This is a genomic window from Streptomyces sp. NPDC037290, assembly GCF_055603245.1.
This window is the reverse complement of the sequence record NZ_JBVJVZ010000037.1, coordinates 1-20,565: the sequence shown is the minus strand read 5'-3', so window position 1 is coordinate 20,565 and position 20,565 is coordinate 1. Positions and strand designations below refer to the sequence as shown.

Sequence of the window (20,565 nt, the reverse complement as noted above, 5' to 3'; positions counted from 1 at the left end):
TTGGGTGCGGGGGAGGCATCAGGGGGGGATCCCCCCCCCCCCCCCCCCGCACCCCCCCCCCCCCCCCCCCCCCCCCCCGCACTCTAGGGCGGGCTACTTGAACCAGTAGCGGACGCCGTGGTGGTGGGAGCAGGTGCCCTGCGAGTGCCGCGAGTACGACAGCGAGGCGTCAACGCACTTGGCGGTCTCGTACTTGTCCTTGGGCTTTTGGTGGTGCGTCCAGCCGCACACGCCAGTGGTGTGGGAGATGCAGTGGTGAGCGGTGTTGGTCGACGGCAAGGTCGCCGCGGACGCGGCCGGTGCATTGAAGAAGACACCGGCCACGGCGACAGCCACCGCTGAGACAGCAAGACGAGCGCGCAAAGGAACCCCCCTTTGAGATCGAGCAAGTGCAGAGGGACTCTATCCGTGTTTCAACCGCTTACGTGCCGTTTTGGATTGCTGGACGCGGCGGCGGGCTGAGCAGCACGGGTACGGCCTCAGGGGGGAGCTGTCGCGACGCGTCTCGCAGGCGAGCAGACAGGGGTCGATCGTTAGGCGTCGGGTGAGGGGACACGGGCGGCGAGTTCGGCGGCGAAGTGGCGGGCCTGGGCGCCCCAGTCGTGATCGGTCGTGCCGAAGTGTTGCAGGACGTCCAGCAGCTGGTGCGCCTCGGTGAGCGTGAGCAGCGGCAGGCGCGGCTCATACAGCTCCGGCATGTCGAATACAGGATCGCGAAGTTCGTCCATGCGGGGCGCAACGCACACCAACCCGCGCCGGTTACGCCCGCTGGCTCTGACCAGGGATTTACCCCCTTCGCCTCCCGCGTGCTGTGGTGCCCACCCGTCTGGACCCGTGAGGTGGGGGTGAAGGCGGGCAGCTGGCTGGGGTCGGCGCGCCGTTTCCGCGGTGTCCGGGCTCTCACGAGACGATCCCGCAGTGGTGCGAGAAGTTCGGGCCCGAGTACGCCGCCTGTCTGCGCCGGCTTCGGCCGCAGGCCGGCGATGAATGGCACTTGGATGAGGTGTCCTCAAGGTCAACAGGGTGCGACGGTACCTGTGGCGGGCAGTGGACCAGGACGGTCATGTCCTCGACATCCTGGCCCCGCCGCAGCGGGATGCGAAAGCCGCGAAGCGGTTCCTGGCCAAGCTGATGAAGAAGCAATGCGGGTGCCCAACGCGGGGCAACGTCAACCCACGCCCGCCCAGCGCCGGTTCGCAGTCCACCCGGCACCTACGAAACTCACCGTTTTCCCCATTAACGCCACAAACAGCCCCACAATGGCAGACATCTCCTGGACGCGCCCAGGGTTCGGGCCCCGGCAGAAGGAACGCCTACTGGAACTGTTTGCACCGCTGTTCAGGCCCCGGCGGCGCGAAGGGCAGCGGCGGCGCGGGCGCGGGTGGCGTCGGCGGGGCGGATGCCGTGGCTGAGGGGATCGAGGCCGATCAGTTTGCGGTGCAGGTGGCGAATCCGTAGGGCAAGTTCGAGGTGGAGGCGGGGACGTTTGTCGCGGACTGCAGCGATGGTTTGGGCGTTGACGCCCAGTCGCGGGGCGAGTGCGGTGGCAGGCCATCCGGCGCGCGCCAAGTCGGCCAGCAGCCGGGAGGTTTCGGCGGAGCCGGTCAGGCCCGGGGTGCGGGGTTTGTGGCGGGCGGGGAGTGGGATTCCGAGTATGGCGTCGGCGGTGGTGCGGGCGATGTCCCGCGCCGCCTGGCCTTGTTCTGGGGTGCGGAGCAGGCGGCGGACCAGGGTGACTGACAGGCCGGCCCTGTCGGCGATGTCCTGGGCGGACATGCCCTGCTCGCGCAGCCGGACAGCCCACCGCGCGGCGGCATAGGGCGGGACGTGGGCGGTCAGACCGCGCAGGCGGTTCTGGTTGCGTTGGCGGCGGGCCCGGCGTGCCGCCTGGCGGCACTCGGTGCGGGTGCAGCCGTAGTCGGCACACGATGCCTGGCCGTGACGGATGGCTGACCGCTGCGGCCGACGCTGTGCGGGCGGCGCGGCCAGGGCGGCGGTGGCGGACTGTTCTACAGAGGGCGGCATGGTTTCCTGCTGCGAGTTCGTGGTGCCGGTCCACGGTACGCGCCCACGCTGACAAAGCGCCCTGGCTCGCTGGCAGGAGCAGGTTGTTTGTCATTGCTGGAGCCGGCGGTCGAGAGGGTAGGTCATCGTGTGGTGGCGGAGGGCGGGTCATCAGCGGGCAAGGGACTTCGCGCCTTCGCACAAGCGCGGACCCCCCGGTGCGGCTTGCCTGCACAACCCGCCAAGCAGATCAGCAAAGGCCCGGGCCCACGATGTCCCTGCGCCCTCGGTGCCGTCACCGTCGCAGGTCACGGCACTATCAGGAAGTGGTTCGGCTCCGCAGTCACAGAACCACCGTTCGGTGCCGGCGGTGTCCAACCAGGTTTCCCCGCCGCAGTCAGAGCAGTGGCTTTTCGTCATCGGCACGGCTCCACGGTAGTGCGCACAGGCCCACTGCATTTCCGGGCGGGCTGGTGTGCTCACAGGCCGAAGCGCAGGTCCTGAGCAGGCGCTCTTGACGTACCGGGGGTGCCGAGGGGACAACCCTCTCTGTTCTTTGTCGCGCCGCTCTCGTGCGCTGGGCAGTTATGTGGGTGTTTCGCTGGGGTCCGTGTCCTGACGGGCTTCTTCGCTGCGCTGGATCTGGGGGCTCTGGTCGGTCTGATGCCGTTTTGGGGTGAGGGATCGGGCCGCGTCGCACTCGATGCAGGCTGCTGTTCGGGGTTGGCGGAGCGCGACGAGGGCCTCTTCCCGGGTGAGTGTCCGGTCGCTGGGGGCGCAGCCTACGACGTGCAGGAGGGTGGTGCCCGGGTGTCCGGGGCGGTGGGGCAGGTACTGGAGTGTCCACGCGGGCGGGCGTTTCTGGAACGGGCTGTCTGCTGAGGACAGGCGGTGGGTCGGCACGTGCCCATAAGTGACGCCAGGTATCGGGCGTGCCTGTACGGAACTCACCCAGACTCGTTGCTCGGCAGGTTCGGCCCAGCCGTTTGTGCCGTTCTGCCACACCATGATTCCTACCTGGTAGAGCCAGCCGTCCTTCACCTGTTGGCGGGCGTGCAGCCGTCCGCGGACTTCCTGACCGTCGGGGAGTTTGACGAAGATGGGTGGCACGCGGTGGGCATCCTCTCCCTGGTCCACGATGACTGCTCTTGTCCCTTCGGTTCGGATGATGCTGCCAGGCCTGTAGGCCCTCCACAGTTGCCTCTTACTCCCGCTTGCTTTCAGTGGGCAGGACGACGTCCCCCTAAAGATAGGTGGGGTTTTCGGCATGGCGCCCTGCGTGCGGCCGTCAGGACACCCACCGGGCAAGCCGCTGCGGCCTCCTGCGGTCCGCACTTGGGATGCCACTTTGGTACCCGGCAGCGAACAGGAAGGAAGACCGCAGGCCCCCAAGCAGATACGGCCGCGCGTCGCGTTGTGACAACCCTCCTCCTGAACTTCTCTGTGATGTGTGTGGGGGAGGAGATCATCGGGTCTGGGGACAGGATGCCCTTGGCTGCTGCACGGGGCCAGCGCCTGGCAGGTGGCCGCGCGCGACAGGCGAGGAAGGAGGGGGGATGGCGGGAAAGTGGAAGACGAACTCGGCGGGGTCGCGAACAGCCTGCGTGGTGACGTGCTGCGTGTGCTCGGTGTGCTGAAGGTGGCGACCGTCGAACAGATTCAGCAGATTGCGGCCCCGCACCTGAGCTACCGGCACGCCGACAAGGAGAAGCCTTCGGAGCGGAAGCAGGCTCGCACCGCTGCGCGTCTCGGGGCGGTCTCCGATCTGCGCAGGCACGGACTGGTGGAGAACGGCGGGAAGACCTCGGGCGGGGACACCCTGCGCAACCTCACGCTCATGGGCCTGAAGGCCGCCTCCTACGAGCTGGGGCGGCCGGTAGGGGAGATGGGCGGCCCAGCCCGTGGCGCGGGCCGCAGCGGCGCCTCCCACCCAATGGCGGTCAACGCAGCCCTGCTCGCACTGCTGCGCCCAAAGCCGGACCTGGCCCTGCTCGATGGCGAGCCAGCCGACGTCCTCGCCGCCGCGCAGGCCGCCGTCGACGCCCCGGCCGGGCTGGGCACCATCGCCTCCTACGCGACCGAGGTGGCGCTGCCTGCGACGGGCACGTGGTCCAACCCCGGCAAGGGCGGCGCCCAGGCGGACATCGTCATCACCGCGCCCGAGGACGGGGTGCCGCTGCTGTTCGTGGAGATCGACAACTGCTACGAGTCCGCGCAGCTCCTCGCCGCGAAGATCGACAAGTGCATGCGGTTCTGCCGGCGGAAGGTGAAGGACGCCGACGGCAAGGAGCGGCCGATGTGGCGCACCCGCTGGGGGGTGCCCGGCGGACGGTACGGCGACCAGCCGCACCCGCCGCTGCTGCTCGTCTTCAACCGGTCGGCCCGCGCAACCCCAACACCGTCATTGCGCAGCTGGCCGAGCTCACCCGCCAGCACTGGCAAGGCGAGGCACACGACAGCCACATGTACGACGGCAAGCTCCCCATCGTGGTCACCGGCATGAAGCGCTGAAGGAGCACGGCCCGGCCGGGGCGGTCTTCCGGCGCTTCGGCCGCCCGGAGAACCAGACGCTCCTGGAGGCGATCGACAACCCCCGTCGCGAAGCCCACGACGCCCGCCAACAGGCCAAGTGCGAAGCCCGCGAGCGGGAGTACAAGGAGCAGCTGCGCCGCGCGGCCGAGCAACAGCGGGCCGAGCGGCCCGCCGTCCCGTGTGCGCCGGCTGCGGCACCCGGTTCCGGACGAACGGTGGAAGGTTATCGAGCCCGCTGGGTGGGGCGCCCCACGGGGTTCACCCGCATCTGTGTGACGGCTGCAAGAGCAGGCCGTCACCGCCGAACGCCAGGCTGAGCAGACCCCGCCCATACGACAGGAGCAGGATCAGGCCGTGCCCGAGCAGAAGGCCAGCGGCACTTGGCTCTCGCGCTTCTGCACTTGAGACGACAGCGTGGCCGGGCAGGATCACCCGACGCTGAGGTGAAAACTTCTCGCAGTTGATCGTCAGGCCGCGGGAGGTTTCACCTCAGAATCCCGAGCTGGTGGCGGGCACGGCGCGGGCCCCGTTCCGTGCGCCTGCGCCGCTCCTGTGGGTGATCCCCCTGAGCGCACCCGTCGGGAAACGTAGCCCGTGCACTTGACGGGGAAGGAGAACCCACATGACCAAGCTCAGGCGACGCGCAGCGGCCGGGGCACTCGCCGCCGCTCTGACCGGCGCCCTGGCCCTCAGCATCATGCCGGCGAACGCGACCACTTCCACCACGGCGCTCGCGCACCACCAGGCCGCCGCCCGCGGCGTCGTGTGCACCGTCAACGACAACGGTGTCAACTACCGCAGCGGCCCCGGCTCCCAATATTCCGTCATGGGCACCGTCAACAAGGGACAGAAGATGAACGCCCACGGCCAAGAAGGCAGCTGGATCATGGGTGACCTGTGGGGCGGCCCAACCGGCGTGTGGATCCACGCCGCCTACCTCGACTGCTGAGCACCACCGAGCCCATATGTGGCGCCCGCCCCCAGCCTGGGACGCTGTTGGCGATTCAGGGGCGCGGCGTGACATCGGCCTTCATGACTTGGTTGGGGTCGTGAAGGCCGACGTGCGTCGGGGGTGGGCGCGGTGAGCGCAGCGCAGTGCGGCGAGCGTGGGCTGCGGCAGGTGCTGCGACTGGTCTTTGCTCGGACGGCGTCAGCGTCGTTGAGCGTCGGCGCTGTGGGCGGCGGCGAGGGCTGGTGCTTGTGGAGCGGTGCTCTGGGCGTCGGTGAGGACGTCGGTGGCCGGTGCTGGGGCGGGCACGGCACGGGCGCGGGTCCGGGCGTGGTGCGATGGCACCGCGGCCTGGTCGCGTGCCGCCATGCGGTCTGTTCCCAGCCGGAGCGTTCGGGCCGGCCCGCACCGCGTACTTCGCCAGCATCCTGATACTGCGCCTGGCTCGGGAGAACCCCACGCGGGGCTACAAGAGGGCACATGGCGAACTGTTTTTGCTCGGGATCAAGGTGGCCGCTTCCACGGTGTGGGAGATCCTGAAGGACGCCGGGACCGACGCCGCGCCCGAACGGAGCTCCAGCACCACGCGTCGGCTATCTCCGTCGCAGGTCTGACGGCGCCAAGGCCGCGGCAGGGGTGCGGTGCGCTCGAGGGGCGGTGCATCCTGCACCGTGGCCCGAAGCTGAGGAAAGGGGGTTTTCACCCGTCGGTTTCACGGACGGGTGAAAGCCACCTCACCTGCGGCACACAGCTGGCTGGGGGGCATAGCCTCCGGCGGGAAAGCTGCTTTCCTGGGGAGAGGACGGCCTCGATGAGCACTGCGGTCTTCAAGAGCGACGACCTGGGCCGAACTGAGGAATATCTCAGCCGTGCCTACGCCAAGATGCGCATCGGCAGCGCCACCCCAGCGTCCAGCTACACGACGATCCGCCGTGCGGCGATGCCGCAGGTCACCGTTGACGAGCTCGACCTGGACTTCGAGATGAGCTATTCCGTCACCCCGCTGCGCCGGATCTGCCTGTGCCTCGTCCACGAGGGCACCATCCAGGAGCACACCGTAGGGGACGTCAGCGACACCTTCGGCCCAGGCGACGTAGTCTCGTTCGCTCCGCCCGACCTGCCTTACTCCGGGCGGATCTGCTCAGCCCGGTACAACATCACCATGCTGGACCCGGGCCTGCTCGCCCAGGTCGCAGCGTCCGCAGACCGGCGACATTCCCAGCCGGTCCGTCTGACCGGGCATCGGCCGCACTCCACGGCCGCGGCCCGGCACCTGCAAAACACCATCTATTACCTGCGCGACCAGGTACTGGCCGACCCCACCGTCACGGACCAGCCTCTGATCATCTCCGCCGCCGGCCAGCTCCTGGCCGCGAGTGTACTGGCGGCCTTCCCCAGCACGGCGTACACCGAGCCCACCGCATCCGACCGCAACGACGCACACCCTGCCACGCTACGACGGGCTCTCGCCTACATGGACGAACACGCGGACAAGCCCATCACCCTCGCCGGCATCGCCGCCGCGGCCCACGTCACCATCCGGTCCCTGCAGTACGCCTTCCGCCGGCACCTCAACACCACTCCACTCGCCCACCTGCGCCGAGTACGCCTCTTGCGGGCCCACGAGGAGCTGCTGGGGGCCGATCCCTTCAGTGACACCACAGTCATGGACATCGCCACCCGATGGGGCTTCTTCCACATGGGCCGCTTCGCCGCCCTCTACCGCGAAACCTACGGCCGCACCCCTCGCCTGGCCCTGGCAGACAAAAACGAGGGGCGGAAGGCCCTGTAAGCCCGGACGTGTTCGTTACGCACCCGTGGGAGAAAGAGGCGAAGCCGGTCGAGGCGGCCGCTGGCATGCGGGGATCTGGCCCGGGCATCACGCTGGCACCATGACCATCTATATGGGCGACGTAGAAGTCTTCGCCCACGGCAAGTGGCACACGGTGCGGGCAACGCTCTGGGGAGGCCGAGACGAGCACGCCGACGAAACCAGCTGGCGGGAACGCTGGGGCGGCTCCCTCGCGATGAATGACGCAAGAGACGCCCAGGAGGTCTACGACGACGATGGCCGCAAGCTGCGATTACCCAACGGCGAGGAACGGACCTTCTCCCCGTACCGCTTCGCGACCCTGATGAACATCAACGGCGACGGCAGTATCCCGTTCGGCTGATCCGGCCCAGAGTCCCGCAGCCGACGCACGGCACTTGGGATGCCCGTTGACCTTGATGAACACTTCGTCCATGTACCCACTTGTCACCCGGCCGGGGCTGCCGCCCGTGCAGCTGCCTGGCGTAGGCGGGGCCGAAGGTCGCGTACCAGGCCCGGATCGACTCGTATGTCACGGTGATGCCCCGCTCGGACAAGCGCTCCTCGACCTCGCGGTAGGAGAGCGGGAAACGGTTGGTACAGCCACACAGCGTGACTGATCACCTCAGCCGGGAATCGGTACCCCCTGTACGGCACCGACGCCTCAACCTCCACCCCATGGACGACCTACATCAAGATCATCCCACGTCCCCGCAGACAACTTGATAGCGCCCACTACTCCCGCTTCGTTGATATGGCCCACACCTGAGAGGGAGGGACACCACGTCGCCTCCGCCGTTACTCGCCCCGTTAAGTTGGGACCCTTCGCGCTCGGTTCCGGCGCGTCGGGCGTCGTGGAGCGGGTGATGCCTGGCGTGTCCAGTGCCTGGTATCCGTTTGCCCCGCGCGTGGCTATGGACGCCACTCATTCCGGTAGTCCGGGTGGTCCGCGTAGAGGGATGCGAAGATGCGCAGCTGCTGTTCGGCGACCAACCCGGCGGGCCCCGGTACGCCGAGGTAGGGGCGGATCGTTTCGTGGAAAAGCGTACGTTTCGTCTCGGCGGCGTGTACCTGGAACCGGGCGTGTCGTTCCGCTGCCTCGGATGACACGCCGAGGGTGGCGTCGCCATGGGCGACGAGCATCTGCCCGCACGTGTGGGCCGTGTCGATCCCGTCACCTAGCCGGGCGCTCAGAAACCTGACAAGTTCGTCCATGGTGACCTTTCTGCGTCTGCTGCATAAAACGCTCCCACGAGGCGCGCCTCGCACTCTGGCACATCAACGCGAAGTGGTGACGGCGTTTTGAGGACGACAGGGCCTGTGCTCTTCGCCTTGGTTGTGCTTGTCCTCTACAACGGCAGCTTGGACCTGCACACGTTGTTGGAGTGACGGGTGATGGGCAGTAGTACCGGGTTGAGTGGGGGAGTCAGTGGGCCCACTTTTGGCGTAGCACCTCTTCTGCGGGTTTGCGGTGGGGGGTGTAGGCCAGGCTTGCTGGGGTCTGTCCGCTGTTGGGCCAGTCGTCCCACATCCACCAGCAGATCCCGGCCCACCAGTGCTGGCCTTCGAAGGTGTCGAGGAGTGCTCGGTAGGCGGCGGCTTGTTCGGCGTTGGCGGGGTGTTTGCTGACGGTCCAGGAGTACGGCGCGGTGGTCGCGCCGCGCTGGCTGACGTAACCGGCCTCGGTGAACAGGATCCGTCGGCCCTGGCGTTCGGCGTATGCGGCGAGCTTTCCCTGGATCGGCTTCCAGGCACGCCGCAGCCTGGCGGGATCCTCGGTGGACCTGTCGGCCAGGGGCCAGTAGGCGTCGATTCCGATGAGGTCGAGGTCTTTCCAGAAGTGGATGTGCTCGTACTCGTCGTAGTTGGCGGCGTAGGTGAGCGGGCCGTTGTAGTGGTCGCGGACCGTTTTGATGACCTGGGTCCAGGCAGAGGTGTCGCCAGAGAGGCCAGCGAGTTCGGTCCCGACGACGAGCTGCTCTACGCGGGTGTCGGAGGCGAGGTCGGCGTAGTGGGTGATGAAGCGGTGGTACGCGGTGAACCAGGCGGCCCGGTCGCGGGGGCGGATCTCGGCGCGGTCGGTGTCATCGGGCAGATCGATGTGCGGCTTGATCATCACTTTAAGGCCGGCCGTGTGCGCATGTTGGATGATTCTGCGCAGGCTGGCGTCGCTCGCGGTCTCCTGGGTGGTGTGCGGGGCGGAGTCGGTGACGCGGTCTTGATACCAGGTCGGGGTGAAGGTGACCCAGCGTGCGCCGGTGGCCTTGATGTTGCGTAGGTAGCGGTCTCTGGCCGGGCTGTCGTAGTCGGTGCGGTCCCAGGAGGGCAGGGTGATACCGCGCATCGGCAGGCTACCCGAGGCCTGTCGGGAGGGTTGGATGCGGTGGCCGGACCCGGTTCCCGTTTCGGTGGCCGTGCAGCCGGTGACGGCGAGGAGGACCGCCGCCATGACGGCGGCGGTCCTCGTCCTCGGGCCGGGCGCCGTCACAGTGCCGCCGGGCTGACGAAGGTGTAGCCGAGTGCCTTGATGCCGTTGATTGTGTCCTGCAACGGCTGCAGGGGGTAGTAGGGGTGGTAGAAGAAGCTCGCGAATCCGTCCCGTACGGCGAGGTTTGCCTTGGCTGCCGCGATGAGGTCGGCCGGCAGCCGGGCCGGGTGGTTGTTGTAGGGCTGGGGTTCGTAGTTGCCGAGGTCCTCGGGCAGCACTTTGGTGCCGTAGACGTCCGTCACCGGGTATGGGAAGAACTGGCCGATGAACCGGTTCGGGTCGGACGACGCGCCGGTCAGCGTCCCCGCGAAGTAGAGCGAACGTTCCAGGCGGGCCGAAAAGGTGGAGCTGAAGACCTTGTAGTCGGCCGCAGAGCCCGCGTAGTGCGGGGTGGTCCACAGTGTCGGTCTGGGCAGGCCTGCGGCGGCGAACTGGGCAAGCGCGCTGGTGACCCGGGTCTGGGCCCAGGCGGGCGAGTCCTTGGCGACCGGACCGTCGTAGACGACGTTGTTCGCCGAGTCGATATGCGCCCGGTAGAACTCGAAGTCGTCACCGCTCACACCGTCGTAGGGGTTGGCGATGTTGCTGTACTGGTGTGTGTAGCCGTGGTCCATCAGGACGGCGCCATGGCTGAGCATGTACTGCAGTGCGCTGACCACCTGGGGCCGCTGGGCGAGCGTGATCGTCTGCGGGATGCCGTTGTTGTAGGTGCCGTTGGGGTCTGTGTAGACGGGGATTACGTTGATTCCGTAGGGGATGTGCTGCGAGAAGAGGTAGTCGGCCATGGTCCGCAGATCGCCTGGGTCCGAGTCGGGGCTGATGTCCTCCAGGCGCATCATCGCGCGGTGCCGTTCGGCGGTGGCTGGGGCCAGGGCGTCGAACAGGAGGTCCTCGAAGGCGACGACGCGGTCGCTCTCGGAGACGTAGGCGAAGGGGATCTCCCCGATGTAGGTGAGGTTGGACGACCGGATGGCCCAGCCGAAGGTGTGCCCGTTTGAGGTGTCCAGGCCCTCCGCGAGCCGGGCGACGGCCGGATACCCGGCGCCTGTGAGGACGTTCGGGCGCAGCACGCCGCCGTCCTGCCCGGCTGGAATGGTGCGGGTGAGGGTCTGCCCCTTGTACGTCACCTGCGTGACGGTGCCGACCGAACCGCCGTCCATGTAGTACGACGTCGTCGGGTCCCAGCCGTACTTTTGTGTGAACGCCGCTACGCCGACCGTGTTGGCCATGCCCCAGATGTTGGCGCCCATCCAGGTCACTGGCTTGGTGGAGGCGGCCGCGTCCTGGTAGAAGGCGGCAGGGATGGCATCGGGGACGGAGCCGCCGTAGTAGGTCGAGCCGATGTAGATCACGGCCGAGTACGAGCTGATCGTCCCGGCGGTGTACTGCTGGACCGGCTTGGCCGTCACCGTGCCGAAGTGGCCGGCGAGGTTCGCCACGGCCATCGCGTACAGCTCGCCCAGCTGTCCGTAGGGGCCTGCTGTGTCGTAGAGGACAAGGGCGGTCGGAGCCGCGTCGGCGGCCACGGCGCCGGTTCGGGTAAGCAGGGCTGTCTGCCCGTTCACCACAGTGGCAGGAGCAGGAGCAGGAGCAGGAGCAGGAGCAGGAGCAGGGGCCGGGAAGCGGGCCGTTGCCGCGAGTGCGGTCGCGGCGGTCGTCGTGTGCGGTTGGTCGTGCCGGGCCTTGTCGGCCGCGAGCTGGGCCTTCGCCCAGCCCTCGAGGTCGGCGCGGTTGAGTCCGGAACGGGTGCCGCCAGTCTCGCCTCGGTGGTGCCCCCCGGCGGCCTGGGCTCCTGCAGCCAGGAAGGTGCCGCTCAGCAGAGCGGCAAGAAGGAGGAGAACAATCGGAATACTGGAGGTTCCCTGCCTTTGAGATGGGATCATTGATCTCACAAGCTTCCCCCCACCTTTGCCAACCATCGGCAAAGACTTGTGCCAGAAAGAAGCCACTGATTCTTCTGGCGCGAAGTGCAGAGTGTCAATGGGTGCACAGATGAATTACCACCCGCCCCTGAGGCGCGCTGGAAGATCGGATATGATTTTTTCCAGTTTCTCTCCCAGGTACCTCATGGTCTGCTACGTTCACTCCGCGCCGTGGGGACGCGCGCCGAAATATGGGGGGACCATGTACGGACGACCCGCTCTGGGGGCACTGCTGCCCCTTGCCGGGGCGATGGCTGCACCGGAAGCGATACCCGGCCTACCTATGGCCAGAGCACTGCAGGCCATAGCCGGGGGCGGATTTCTGTTCTATTGCCTGAATGCCTGTCTCATATTGTTGGTCCGGATCCGGATACGCCGGCAGACGCACCAGACTCAAGTCCATGCCAGGGGTGGCCGTGCTCATTGAGCTGCTCCTGTGGTCGAGTATCGCCCTCATCGTGATGGCCGGCTGCTACAACATGAGCCTCTTCCTTCTCTCGCGACGGGCGATTCATCACTCCTGTATCGAGGGAAGAGAGCGCTTCTACGTATTTCTGCTGGCGTGCTTGAACGAGGAGAAGGTCCTTTCAGAGAGCCTCACGCGCATCACCACCCTGCCCGGTGGGAATTTCATGGCACTGGTCATCGACGACGGCTCGGACGACCACACCGCCGAGATAGCGCGGGCGGCGGATCCCAGCCTGGTCCGGCTGCACCGGCGCACACTGCCGAACGCCCGCCGGGGCAAGGGCGCCGCGCTGAACGACGGAGTACGGCACCTCAAGCAATCCGGCCTGCTGTCCGACCGCGATCCAGCGGACGTGATCCTGTGTGTGGTCGACGCAGACGGACGACTCGATCCGCACGTTGTGCAGGGCGTCGACCCCTTCTTCGACGACCCGGCAACCGGCGCGGTCCAGGTATGCGTCCGCATGTACAACCGTCACCAGGGGCTGCTCGCACGCATGCAGGACATGGAGTTCGTCGTGTACGGAGACGTGTTCCAAAGCGCGCGCCGCTTCATCGGCAGCGTAGGCATGGGCGGAAACGGGCAGTTCATGCGGCTGTCGGCCCTCAACACGCTGGGAGGAGACGGTCCCTGGAGCGACAGCCTCACCGAAGACCTGGACCTCGGAGTACGGCTGATCGCCAAGGGATGGACCACCATGCACTGCACCACAGCAGCGGTCTCCCAACAGGCCGTGCTCAGCCTACGGCGCCTGATCCGACAGCGCTCCCGCTGGTTCCAGGGCCACTTGCAGTCCGCCAGCCTCGTCCCGCTCATCCTCCGGGACGTGCCGACCCGCCCAGCGCTGGACATGCTCTACCACCTCTCCAGCCCGGTGCTGATCCTGCTGACCTCGCTGCTGCCCGTCTCCTTCCTGATCGCCCTGGTCGCCACGGTCGCAGCCTCCGTCCAAGCGGGACACCCACTCGTATCCCCCCTGTGGCTGCTCGGACCGTACCTACTCTCGTTCGCGACGGCCTACGCCTACGGCTACATCTACGCCCAGCGTGAGCGCGAACTCGGACTGATGCGCTGCGTCCTGCTCGCCCACGTCTTCATCTTCTACGGCTACATCTGGTTCGCCGCCGGCTGGTGGGGCCTCTGGCGAATGCTCACGGGCAAACAGACCTGGCTGAAGACCGCGCGCACCTGAAGAACCAGATCACGCCTGGGCTGCTTCCACTGCACCGTATGCATGCTTTTATGCACATTTTCGCTCTCTCATCTCACCGCACACCCTCACGGTCCTGCAGCGACCGCACATGCCCTAGGGGGCCCTCCATGTCCACACATCTGTCAGCCACGCCCGTACGCGCCATGCTCGTGCTCGGCACCCGGCCAGAAGCAATCAAACTCGCTCCGATCGCACGAGCCATGACCGAAAGCGAGCTGTTCGAACCAGTCATCGTCACCACCGGCCAGCACCACGAGATGCTCCAGCAGATGCTCGGCCTGCTCCGCATCGACGTAGGAATCTCGCTCGACGTGATGCGCAGCCGACAGCAGCTGTCCGCGCTGACTGCCCGCCTGGTCGGCGAGCTCGGCGAGGTCATGCGAGAGCAGTGGTCGGACCTCGTCGTGGTGCAGGGGGACACCACGACTGCCCTCGCCGGCGCCCTGGCCGCCTTCTACGAGAAGATCCCGGTCGCCCACGTAGAGGCTGGACTGCGCACCGGTGTCATCGACAACCCCTTCCCCGAGGAGCTCAACCGCAGCCTGATCGGGCGCATCGCCCGCTGGCACTTCGCCCCAACCCCCCGCGCGGCCCGCCACCTAACCGGCGAAGGCGTTCCCGCGGAACAGGTGTTCACCACGGGCAACACCGTGATCGACAACCTGCTGTGGGTGCTGGCCGAGGGCACCGGCACCTGCGCGTTCCGCACCCCGGCCAAGCGGCTCCTGGTCACCCTCCACCGCCGCGAAAACCAAGGCGAAAAGATGCGCGGCATGGGCCAGGCACTCGCCCAGCTCGCTGCACGAGGCGACGTAGAGATCGTACTGCCCCTGCACAAAAGTCCCGCCGTACGCGACGCGCTACTACCCGAACTCGAAGGCCACACCGGCATCTCACTCATCGAACCACTCGACTACCTGGACTTCGCAGCCACACTGGCCGGATGCGATCTCGTCCTCACCGACTCCGGCGGCATCCAAGAAGAAGCCCCCAGCCTGAGCAAACCCACACTGGTACTGCGCACGACCACCGAACGCCCCGAAGCCGTCGAGGCAGGCGCAGCCAAACTCGTCGGCACCGACCCCCACCAGATCGTCAGCGCCGCCGAGCAGCTGCTCGACGACCCCGCCGAGTACCAGCGCATGGCCAACGCCGACAACCCGTTCGGCGACGGACACGCCACCTCCCGCATCCTCACCCAACTGGCCGAAGACTTCGCCGCCGATGTACCCGCCGGCCTCACCACCGCCGGACCATACTCGACGGCATGACGCCAACCCCCCTGCGCCCGCTCCGCCCGATCCCGCCGGAGCGCAGGGGCCGTCTCTTCACCCCCCTGGCACTCGCGGTCACCCTGGCCGCACTCCTGGCGGCCGCCCTGAACCAGTGTCAGGGCAACCCACCGCCCCCCAGGCCCTGGGCCGACGGCACGACCCACGGCCGCTGGCTCTCGGTCTTCAACGGCCACGGCACCAACCTGGGCAACGACAACTCCCTGTCGCTGTCTCCCCAAACCGCCGAAGACCCCGGCACCACCCACGCGTGCCTTGTCGTGAGCACCGCCTTCTACACCAACGTCCGCTACCAGGCCCGGATACGGACCGTGAAACAGCTCCGCGATCCCCACCCGAACCCCTGGGAAGTCTCCTGGCTGATCTGGGCCTACACAGACCCCGAGCACTTCTACTACATCACCCTCAAACCCAACGGCTGGGAACTCGGCAAACGTGATCCCGCTTACTCCGGCGGCCAGCGCTTCCTAGCAACCGGGCGCACGAAGTACCCGGTCGGTCAGTGGTACGAGACACAAATTGAACAACAGGACGGGATCCTCGCCGTGTCCGTAGCCGGAAAGCCACTGGTGACTTTCACCGACACCGAACGCCCCTACAACCTAGGCAAGGTGGGCGCATACACCGAGGACGCAGTAGTCAAGTTTCAGGGTCTAAAGGCAAGTTCAGGTTGACCTCAATTCGTCAAGAGGGTGGGACCATACGCCCGGCCACCGAACTGGCCCAAGGGAGCTGTCAACTCGCCTTGCTTGCAGGTAACTTGACAGAGCCGGGACTGTCAAACGAGTGGGATGTGTCCAGTATGGCCACCCACCGGCCGCTGTATCTCTACAACGGCCGCGAGGGCGAGGACCTGGCCGCCTGGCTCCATGACCATCCAGAGGGGGCCAACCGGACGTGGAAGAGCTTGCTCAAGCGGCTTGACACGACATAGCAGCCTCGGAGAGAGCGTTGGACGCGGCATTGTCAATTTTGACGGACCGTCAGATGATCACGAAGGCGATTGCGGCCCTGAATCCATGAATGAAGCGCCGCCTCGACGCGCCACAGGCGGGTCTCGGGCGGGATCTTTCCTTCTTGATCATCCGACGGCTGTCAAAGTTGACAATGCCTGACCAGTTATCAGGAAACGATGATCCGAACGAACGCGTTCACGGAGTTCAGGCACTGGTTCCCGGTGCCGTTGTCGTGAGCGTAGTAGCCGTTGTCGGAGTATCCGTCGTCTTCGTAGCCCAGTTTGAGGCTTCCCCCACGGCCGCCGACCACGTACTGTCGGCCGACCACGTTCACCAGCCGCACCAGGTCCCCCGTCGCGCCGGGGATGGTGATCAGGCCGTGGTAGAGGTCGCCGTCGGAGGCCGGGTCGACATACCGCTTCCAGGTCAGCCCGTGACCGCCTGTCTGCACACAGCCGCCGGCGCTCACCGTGACATGGTCGCCAGGAAGGAACGCGAAGGGGTACGTCGTCTCGCGCTGGGTGACGACCGGCTCGGTGATCGTGCAGTCGATCGGCAGTGTGGTGCTGGAGCAGCCGGGGCTATAGATCACGTCTGCCGCCGCTAGCTTCGGGGGTATCCGCCTGACGCTGCGGTCCATGGACTTCCCGTGGTAGCCGGTCCCGGCGACGGCCGCCGGGGCCGGCCGGGCGGGTGCGGCGCCTGCGGCGGGAGTCACGCCCATCGACGCGCCCGCGGCCAGGGTAGCCGTGGCGATGACGGTGATGATGCTGTTTCTCATTGAATCACTCCATGAAGAAAGTGGAGTTCGCCGGTGAAAGGTTCTTTTGCCTGGACGCCGCCCGGTCTGGCGGCAGCCGTCCACATTCCGCAGGAAGACCGTCGCCAACTCGTCGGTATGGCGGGCTGAGGCCGGGAAAGTGCGTGCGGTTTCGCCGGACGGCCACGGTGAGCTGGCAGAGCCAATCGGCGGGCACGCCGCCTGTACGGTGCGGGTGGGTGGCCCGGGTCAGGTGCAGCGTCGCCAGCTCAGGTGGTAGATGGTGTTGAGGCTTCCGTCGGTGGAGTCCATGGTCATGAAGCTGGTGGTGGTGGCCGGGTTGGAGGTGCCGGCGCTGACGTTGAGCTGGGTGTTGATGGCCAGGTCGCGGGTCGCGCCGCAGGGTGCGTAGACGATCGATCCGATCGGGGTGGCGTCGATGGCCTGCCAGTTGCTGTCCATGGGCCCGTAGAAGGGGTGGGGGATGCTGGCGGTCTGGGACTGGCCCTGGAAGTAGTAGCTCGCCTGTTCCTTGCCCCATGCACCGGGGGCCAGGGAGGCATAGCCGCGGTAGTCGGCCGACGCGACGCCGTAGGTGAAGCCCTGCGGGGCGTTCACCAGCACCATGATCTGGCAGTTTTTACGGAAGTCGGTGGGCTTGGCGCCGAGACCGACCTGCGCGAGGTAATTGCTGTAGGTCACGGTGAAGGCGGTGTGGTCGGGCGCGGCGGCGACGGAGGCCGTCCCGGCCGGACAGCCGGAGCCGTTCACCGTCACCAACCCGACCGTGAACTGAGGCGGGGTCACATCTGCGGGACGAGCGCTGGCTGTGGTGGCACCGGCCACCGATAACGCCAACGACGTGGCCACACCGGCTATAGCGAGTCTGCGACGAGCCATCAGGCTTCCCTTCAAGATCCGCCCGGGCCGAACCGACGGCAGACGACAGCCCGGGCACGAGAACAAACGAGCGCCACCAAATGATCACGTTAGGTCCACGGCTCCAACACACACAGCAACAGTTCCAGCCGATCACCCAATGCAGGCAACCGGATGGCCGAGGCGCGGCCAGGACCACTACCAGCAGGTCGACGGCGAACTTCACGCCAAGAGGTCGGCTTTGACCAGGCCCCAGACGGTGCCTCGCCATCTGTCGCCACTCCGCCCCCACACGGCCGCTGCCCCGCGAGGACGCCAGCAAGGCAGCTACGGGTAGGTACGGCCTGGAAAGTCGGCCGAAAGTGGTTGCTGTGCGTATCGAAGCGGCAGCTTAGGGTGAGCCTCCACGTTGGTGTCATGCCCCGGCCTTTGCCCGATGTCGGTTCGGCCTGGGCAGATCTCGAAGGGAAGACCGATGGTTCGTCGCAGACTCGCTATAGCCGGTGTGACCGCGTCGCTTCTGGCGTTATCGGTGGCCGGTGCCACCACCGCCACCGCTCATTCTCGGGGTGCCACCCCGCCGTGGTTCACAGTGGAGCTGGTGACCGTCAATGGTTCCGGCTGCCCGGCCGGGACGGCCTCCGTCGCCCCCGCCCCCGACCGGACCGCCTTCACCGTGACATACAGCGACTACCTCGCACAGGTCGGTGTCGGCGCCGGGCCGACCGACTTCCGCAAGAACTGCCAGATCATGGTCCGGGTGAATGCCCCCCAGGGCTTCACCTACGGCATCGCGAAGGCCGACTACCGCGGCTACGCCTCTCTGGCCGGCGGGGCCTGGGGCAGGGAGCGGGCGAGCTACTACTTCCAGGGCCAATCCCAGACCGCCAGCATCCCCCACCCCTTCTACGGGCCGATGAATGACAACTGGCAGGCCAGCGATGCCACTCCGGTCGGGTCGATCGTCTACGCACCCTGCGGCGCGACCCGCGACCTGGCCATCAACACCCAGCTCAACGTCAGCGCCGGCACCTCCAACCCGGCCACCACCACCAGCTTCATGACCATGGACTCCACCGACGGAAGCCTCAACACCATCTACCACGTCAGCTGGAAGCACTGTCCCTGACCTAAGGTCAAGGCCAGGCAACTGCCAGGAAAGATACGCGATGGCAGTACTGACGCTGGCCACCCCGGCCTTCTCAACTCTCCGCTGGCGCCGTGCACAAGCCGACTGCAGCCCGGGCAGACGGCGTGACATCGATCTCCGGGACGAACTGACCTGGCCTCTATGAGCGCCAGACCCCCGTGATCCATGCCGCGGTGATCGTCCGGCAGTGCCCGAGAACCATGATGGCGAAGGGTGACAGGTCGCTCAGATACCAGGGTGCCCCAGCGCGGCGCCCGGTCATCCCGGCGAGGCCGCCATCGATGGCGGGCCCCAACGAAGGCCAGGCCACCTGAGGATTACTGCACCGTTCGTCGCCCGTGCGCGCGACGGCCCTGGCGTCACCGGCTCTCTCAGGCACAGCAGTGCACTACAAGGCATCTCCGTCGGCACGGTCCACCCGCACGGAATCGAAAGGAAGTTCGTATGCGAAGACAGGGGCACGAAGGCGCGTTACGCGTCTTTCTTGCAACGCTCTTTATCCTCCTCGGTGCCATCACTCTGGCGCCCGCCTCGGCTGTGGCCGCGCCGCTGCCCACCACGCCCGCACACGCAGCCGGTGCGCAGACGTGGTCCGGCTGGGAACCCCTCGGTGGCGGACTCACCTCCGCACCGGCAGTCTCCACATGGAACAACGGCCGCCTCGACACCTTCGTCCGGGGCAGCGACAACGCTCTGTGGCACAAGTGGTACGACAACGGCTGGTCGAACTGGGAGTCCCTCGGCGGCTACCTCACCTCGGAGCCCGCAGCGGTCTCCTGGGGCAACGGACGTATCGACGTCTTGGTCCGCGGGACCGATAACGCCATGTGGCACAAGTGGTGGTCCTGACCCCGGAACTCCGGTGATCCCACCACACCAGGCACCCCTGGTACGCCCGGGCTGATACGCGTCAACGGCCATCTGCGGCCGCGACAACTTCGCTCTGCCCGCCGAGGCGGCCGGCTGCAGGCCGCGTAAGTCCGCCAGCCCATGGCCTCGCACGCCGCGTCGTATGGCGTGCGAGGCCTCCCCGTGAGGGAGCGCACCGCACCGGAGAAGACTTTCCAAGTCTAAATCAAACAAAGCATTGATTGCTGGCCATATGTGCACCAGTACAACACTCGGGCACATTCGCAGATTTACGGATCTAACGGGTGGGGTATTCACTGCCCAGGCAGCTCAGAACCGGGAGGTATGTATGCCTGTCCTTGCACAGTTCTGGGGATCCGGGGATTTCTTCGACGGCCCCTTCGAGGTCTTCAACGAGCCCTACCCTCAGGGAGGATGGGCCTGGGCCAGTCACACCGGCACCAGCAGCTGGACACTGAGCTGGAACCGCCCTGACGGCGAAACCGTGATCGACTTAGCACAGGTCCTGTCGAAACCGGCCGTCACAGGCGCCATCGACGGATTCCTCACGGGGGACATCTCCCGCACCAGCCCCCTCTACGCCGAGGGCCAGTTCTGGAAGGAAGTCCCCTACCGCAACCAGGACCCCGGCCGTCACCAGGACTTGGACATGCTGGTCCGCATCTACTTCGACATGCACATCCACGCCCCGTGGTACTGCTCCGACGCCGACGGCAAAATCAGCTTCTACCTGTTCTTCTACCTCGACGACTCTGGAGCCCTGCACGGCTACGTCGACGGCTGGAGCTACGACTACAACGGCGGCGGCCCCTTCTGCACCGGCGGCATCGACGACGCCCTCAACCAGGCCATCCCCGCCGCAATTCCCACCGTGCAGAACCTCATCGACGAAGCTATAGCACTCCTGGGTCCGGGCACCTACACCACCCTCTACTACCTGCCCGGCTCCGGCCGCAGCGACGGCGGCGACTTCACCGAGGACGCGGACATCAACGTGGCCCTCGTCCTGCTCCCCGCAGGAGGAAACTAAGAGATGGAACACAAGACGATCGAGCAGATCACACACGTGCTGCGGGCCAGCGGATTCACCCGGATCGAAGTCCGCGAATCCACCGCCTCCACCACTATCAGCGCGGCCAAGGCCAACATCACCGCCGTCATCCACTTCGCGGACACTGTCCCGCGTCAAGTTTGTGGCTCACTGATCTTGCTCTGAAAGTTGGGGATGCAGGGTCGGGGTGCGGTAGACCTCGATCGGGCGGTGGCCGGCG

The 20,565-nt window shown here is 66.8% G+C and carries 22 protein-coding genes and 1 pseudogene; 12 read left to right on the top strand and 11 right to left on the bottom strand.

Annotation, left to right across the window (positions count from 1 at the left end; all coding sequences use genetic code 11):
* Window positions 1-93: 93 nt before the first annotated feature.
* Window positions 94-336, bottom strand: a complete 243-nt coding sequence (locus ACZ7HQ_RS41830) for a DUF3761 domain-containing protein (protein WP_471001880.1) — start codon at window positions 334-336, stop codon at window positions 94-96.
* Window positions 337-533: 197 nt separating this feature from the next.
* The gene (locus ACZ7HQ_RS41825) at window positions 534-698 is read right to left on the bottom strand and encodes a hypothetical protein (RefSeq protein ID WP_471001878.1); all 165 of its coding nucleotides are present in this window, start codon (window positions 696-698) and stop codon (window positions 534-536) included.
* 325 nt (window positions 699-1,023) lie between these two features.
* On the opposite strand from ACZ7HQ_RS41825, the gene ACZ7HQ_RS41820 reads away from it, so the two are divergent.
* Complete coding sequence (locus ACZ7HQ_RS41820; RefSeq protein WP_471001876.1) at window positions 1,024-1,458, top strand: DDE-type integrase/transposase/recombinase; 435 nt, start codon at window positions 1,024-1,026, stop codon at window positions 1,456-1,458.
* Here the strand turns inward: ACZ7HQ_RS41820 and ACZ7HQ_RS41815 are convergent.
* Both ACZ7HQ_RS41815 and ACZ7HQ_RS41810 read right to left on the bottom strand, forming a co-directional pair.
* On the bottom strand, window positions 1,339-2,025 hold the full coding sequence (locus tag ACZ7HQ_RS41815; RefSeq protein WP_471001873.1) for a hypothetical protein: 687 nt from the start codon (window positions 2,023-2,025) through the stop codon (window positions 1,339-1,341). The genes ACZ7HQ_RS41820 and ACZ7HQ_RS41815 overlap by 120 nt on opposite strands.
* Before the next feature lie 564 nt (window positions 2,026-2,589).
* A complete protein-coding gene (locus tag ACZ7HQ_RS41810) occupies window positions 2,590-3,114 on the bottom strand; it encodes a DUF6233 domain-containing protein (RefSeq protein ID WP_471001869.1) in 525 nt (174 codons plus the stop codon).
* Window positions 3,115-3,571: 457 nt separating this feature from the next.
* On the opposite strand from ACZ7HQ_RS41810, the gene ACZ7HQ_RS41805 reads away from it, so the two are divergent.
* Both ACZ7HQ_RS41805 and ACZ7HQ_RS41800 read left to right on the top strand, forming a co-directional pair.
* Entirely contained in the window at window positions 3,572-4,507 is a 936-nt protein-coding gene (locus tag ACZ7HQ_RS41805; RefSeq protein ID WP_471001867.1) for a replication-relaxation family protein, read from the top strand.
* A gap of 651 nt (window positions 4,508-5,158) precedes the next feature.
* The gene (locus ACZ7HQ_RS41800) at window positions 5,159-5,485 is read left to right on the top strand and encodes an SH3 domain-containing protein (protein WP_471001865.1); all 327 of its coding nucleotides are present in this window, start codon (window positions 5,159-5,161) and stop codon (window positions 5,483-5,485) included.
* 201 nt (window positions 5,486-5,686) lie between these two features.
* On the opposite strand, the gene ACZ7HQ_RS41795 is transcribed toward ACZ7HQ_RS41800, so the two are convergent.
* On the bottom strand, window positions 5,687-5,854 hold the full coding sequence (locus ACZ7HQ_RS41795) for a hypothetical protein (protein ID WP_471001862.1): 168 nt from the start codon (window positions 5,852-5,854) through the stop codon (window positions 5,687-5,689).
* A 442-nt stretch (window positions 5,855-6,296) separates the two neighbouring features.
* On the opposite strand from ACZ7HQ_RS41795, the gene ACZ7HQ_RS41790 reads away from it, so the two are divergent.
* Together ACZ7HQ_RS41790 and ACZ7HQ_RS41785 are read left to right on the top strand one after the other, a co-directional pair.
* Window positions 6,297-7,277 carry a helix-turn-helix transcriptional regulator gene (locus tag ACZ7HQ_RS41790; protein WP_471001860.1) on the top strand — a complete coding sequence of 327 codons (981 nt, stop codon included), beginning with the start codon at window positions 6,297-6,299 and terminating at the stop codon, window positions 7,275-7,277.
* 100 nt (window positions 7,278-7,377) lie between these two features.
* The gene (locus ACZ7HQ_RS41785; RefSeq protein WP_471001911.1) at window positions 7,378-7,659 is read left to right on the top strand and encodes a hypothetical protein; all 282 of its coding nucleotides are present in this window, start codon (window positions 7,378-7,380) and stop codon (window positions 7,657-7,659) included.
* Between the two features lie 42 nt (window positions 7,660-7,701).
* Here ACZ7HQ_RS41785 and ACZ7HQ_RS41780 read toward each other — a convergent pair.
* The 4 genes and pseudogenes from ACZ7HQ_RS41780 to ACZ7HQ_RS41765 form a co-directional block, all read right to left on the bottom strand.
* Window positions 7,702-7,952: pseudogene (locus tag ACZ7HQ_RS41780) on the bottom strand (IS6 family transposase); the annotation flags it as partial.
* A 255-nt stretch (window positions 7,953-8,207) separates the two neighbouring features.
* The gene (locus tag ACZ7HQ_RS41775) at window positions 8,208-8,510 is read right to left on the bottom strand and encodes a DUF6221 family protein (protein WP_471001857.1); all 303 of its coding nucleotides are present in this window, start codon (window positions 8,508-8,510) and stop codon (window positions 8,208-8,210) included.
* A 211-nt stretch (window positions 8,511-8,721) separates the two neighbouring features.
* Window positions 8,722-9,744, bottom strand: coding sequence for a glycoside hydrolase family 113 (locus tag ACZ7HQ_RS41770; protein WP_471001854.1), 1,023 nt, complete (start codon window positions 9,742-9,744; stop codon window positions 8,722-8,724).
* A gap of 35 nt (window positions 9,745-9,779) precedes the next feature.
* Window positions 9,780-11,666, bottom strand: coding sequence for a DUF2334 domain-containing protein (locus tag ACZ7HQ_RS41765; protein ID WP_471001851.1), 1,887 nt, complete (start codon window positions 11,664-11,666; stop codon window positions 9,780-9,782).
* 440 nt (window positions 11,667-12,106) lie between these two features.
* Here ACZ7HQ_RS41765 and ACZ7HQ_RS41760 point away from each other — a divergent pair, with 440 nt between their 5' ends.
* The 3 genes from ACZ7HQ_RS41760 to ACZ7HQ_RS41750 all read left to right on the top strand — a co-directional run bounded on the left by ACZ7HQ_RS41760 (window position 12,107) and on the right by ACZ7HQ_RS41750 (window position 15,353).
* The gene (locus ACZ7HQ_RS41760) at window positions 12,107-13,366 is read left to right on the top strand and encodes a glycosyltransferase family 2 protein (protein ID WP_471001849.1); all 1,260 of its coding nucleotides are present in this window, start codon (window positions 12,107-12,109) and stop codon (window positions 13,364-13,366) included.
* Between the two features lie 128 nt (window positions 13,367-13,494).
* Window positions 13,495-14,658: a non-hydrolyzing UDP-N-acetylglucosamine 2-epimerase gene (wecB, locus tag ACZ7HQ_RS41755; RefSeq protein WP_471001846.1), complete on the top strand. Its 1,164-nt coding sequence runs from the start codon at window positions 13,495-13,497 to the stop codon at window positions 14,656-14,658.
* A complete protein-coding gene (locus ACZ7HQ_RS41750) occupies window positions 14,655-15,353 on the top strand; it encodes a calcium-binding protein (RefSeq protein ID WP_471001844.1) in 699 nt (232 codons plus the stop codon). Before wecB ends, ACZ7HQ_RS41750 begins: the two co-directional genes overlap by 4 nt.
* A 448-nt stretch (window positions 15,354-15,801) precedes the next feature.
* On the opposite strand, the gene ACZ7HQ_RS41745 is transcribed toward ACZ7HQ_RS41750, so the two are convergent.
* Together ACZ7HQ_RS41745 and ACZ7HQ_RS41740 are read right to left on the bottom strand one after the other, a co-directional pair.
* On the bottom strand, window positions 15,802-16,416 hold the full coding sequence (locus tag ACZ7HQ_RS41745; RefSeq protein WP_471001842.1) for a hypothetical protein: 615 nt from the start codon (window positions 16,414-16,416) through the stop codon (window positions 15,802-15,804).
* 228 nt (window positions 16,417-16,644) lie between these two features.
* Entirely contained in the window at window positions 16,645-17,295 is a 651-nt protein-coding gene (locus ACZ7HQ_RS41740) for a DUF4360 domain-containing protein (RefSeq protein ID WP_471001839.1), read from the bottom strand.
* Window positions 17,296-17,749: 454 nt separating this feature from the next.
* Between ACZ7HQ_RS41740 and ACZ7HQ_RS41735 the strand changes: the two genes are divergently transcribed.
* The 4 genes from ACZ7HQ_RS41735 (at window position 17,750) to ACZ7HQ_RS41720 (ending at window position 20,510) form a co-directional block, all read left to right on the top strand.
* The gene (locus ACZ7HQ_RS41735) at window positions 17,750-18,403 is read left to right on the top strand and encodes a DUF4360 domain-containing protein (protein ID WP_471001836.1); all 654 of its coding nucleotides are present in this window, start codon (window positions 17,750-17,752) and stop codon (window positions 18,401-18,403) included.
* Between the two features lie 465 nt (window positions 18,404-18,868).
* Window positions 18,869-19,273, top strand: a complete 405-nt coding sequence (locus tag ACZ7HQ_RS41730; protein WP_471001834.1) for a DUF8189 domain-containing protein — start codon at window positions 18,869-18,871, stop codon at window positions 19,271-19,273.
* A 349-nt stretch (window positions 19,274-19,622) separates the two neighbouring features.
* Window positions 19,623-20,324 carry a hypothetical protein gene (locus tag ACZ7HQ_RS41725; RefSeq protein ID WP_471001832.1) on the top strand — a complete coding sequence of 234 codons (702 nt, stop codon included), beginning with the start codon at window positions 19,623-19,625 and terminating at the stop codon, window positions 20,322-20,324.
* 3 nt (window positions 20,325-20,327) lie between these two features.
* Entirely contained in the window at window positions 20,328-20,510 is a 183-nt protein-coding gene (locus ACZ7HQ_RS41720; protein ID WP_471001829.1) for a hypothetical protein, read from the top strand.
* Window positions 20,511-20,565: the final 55 nt, after the last annotated feature.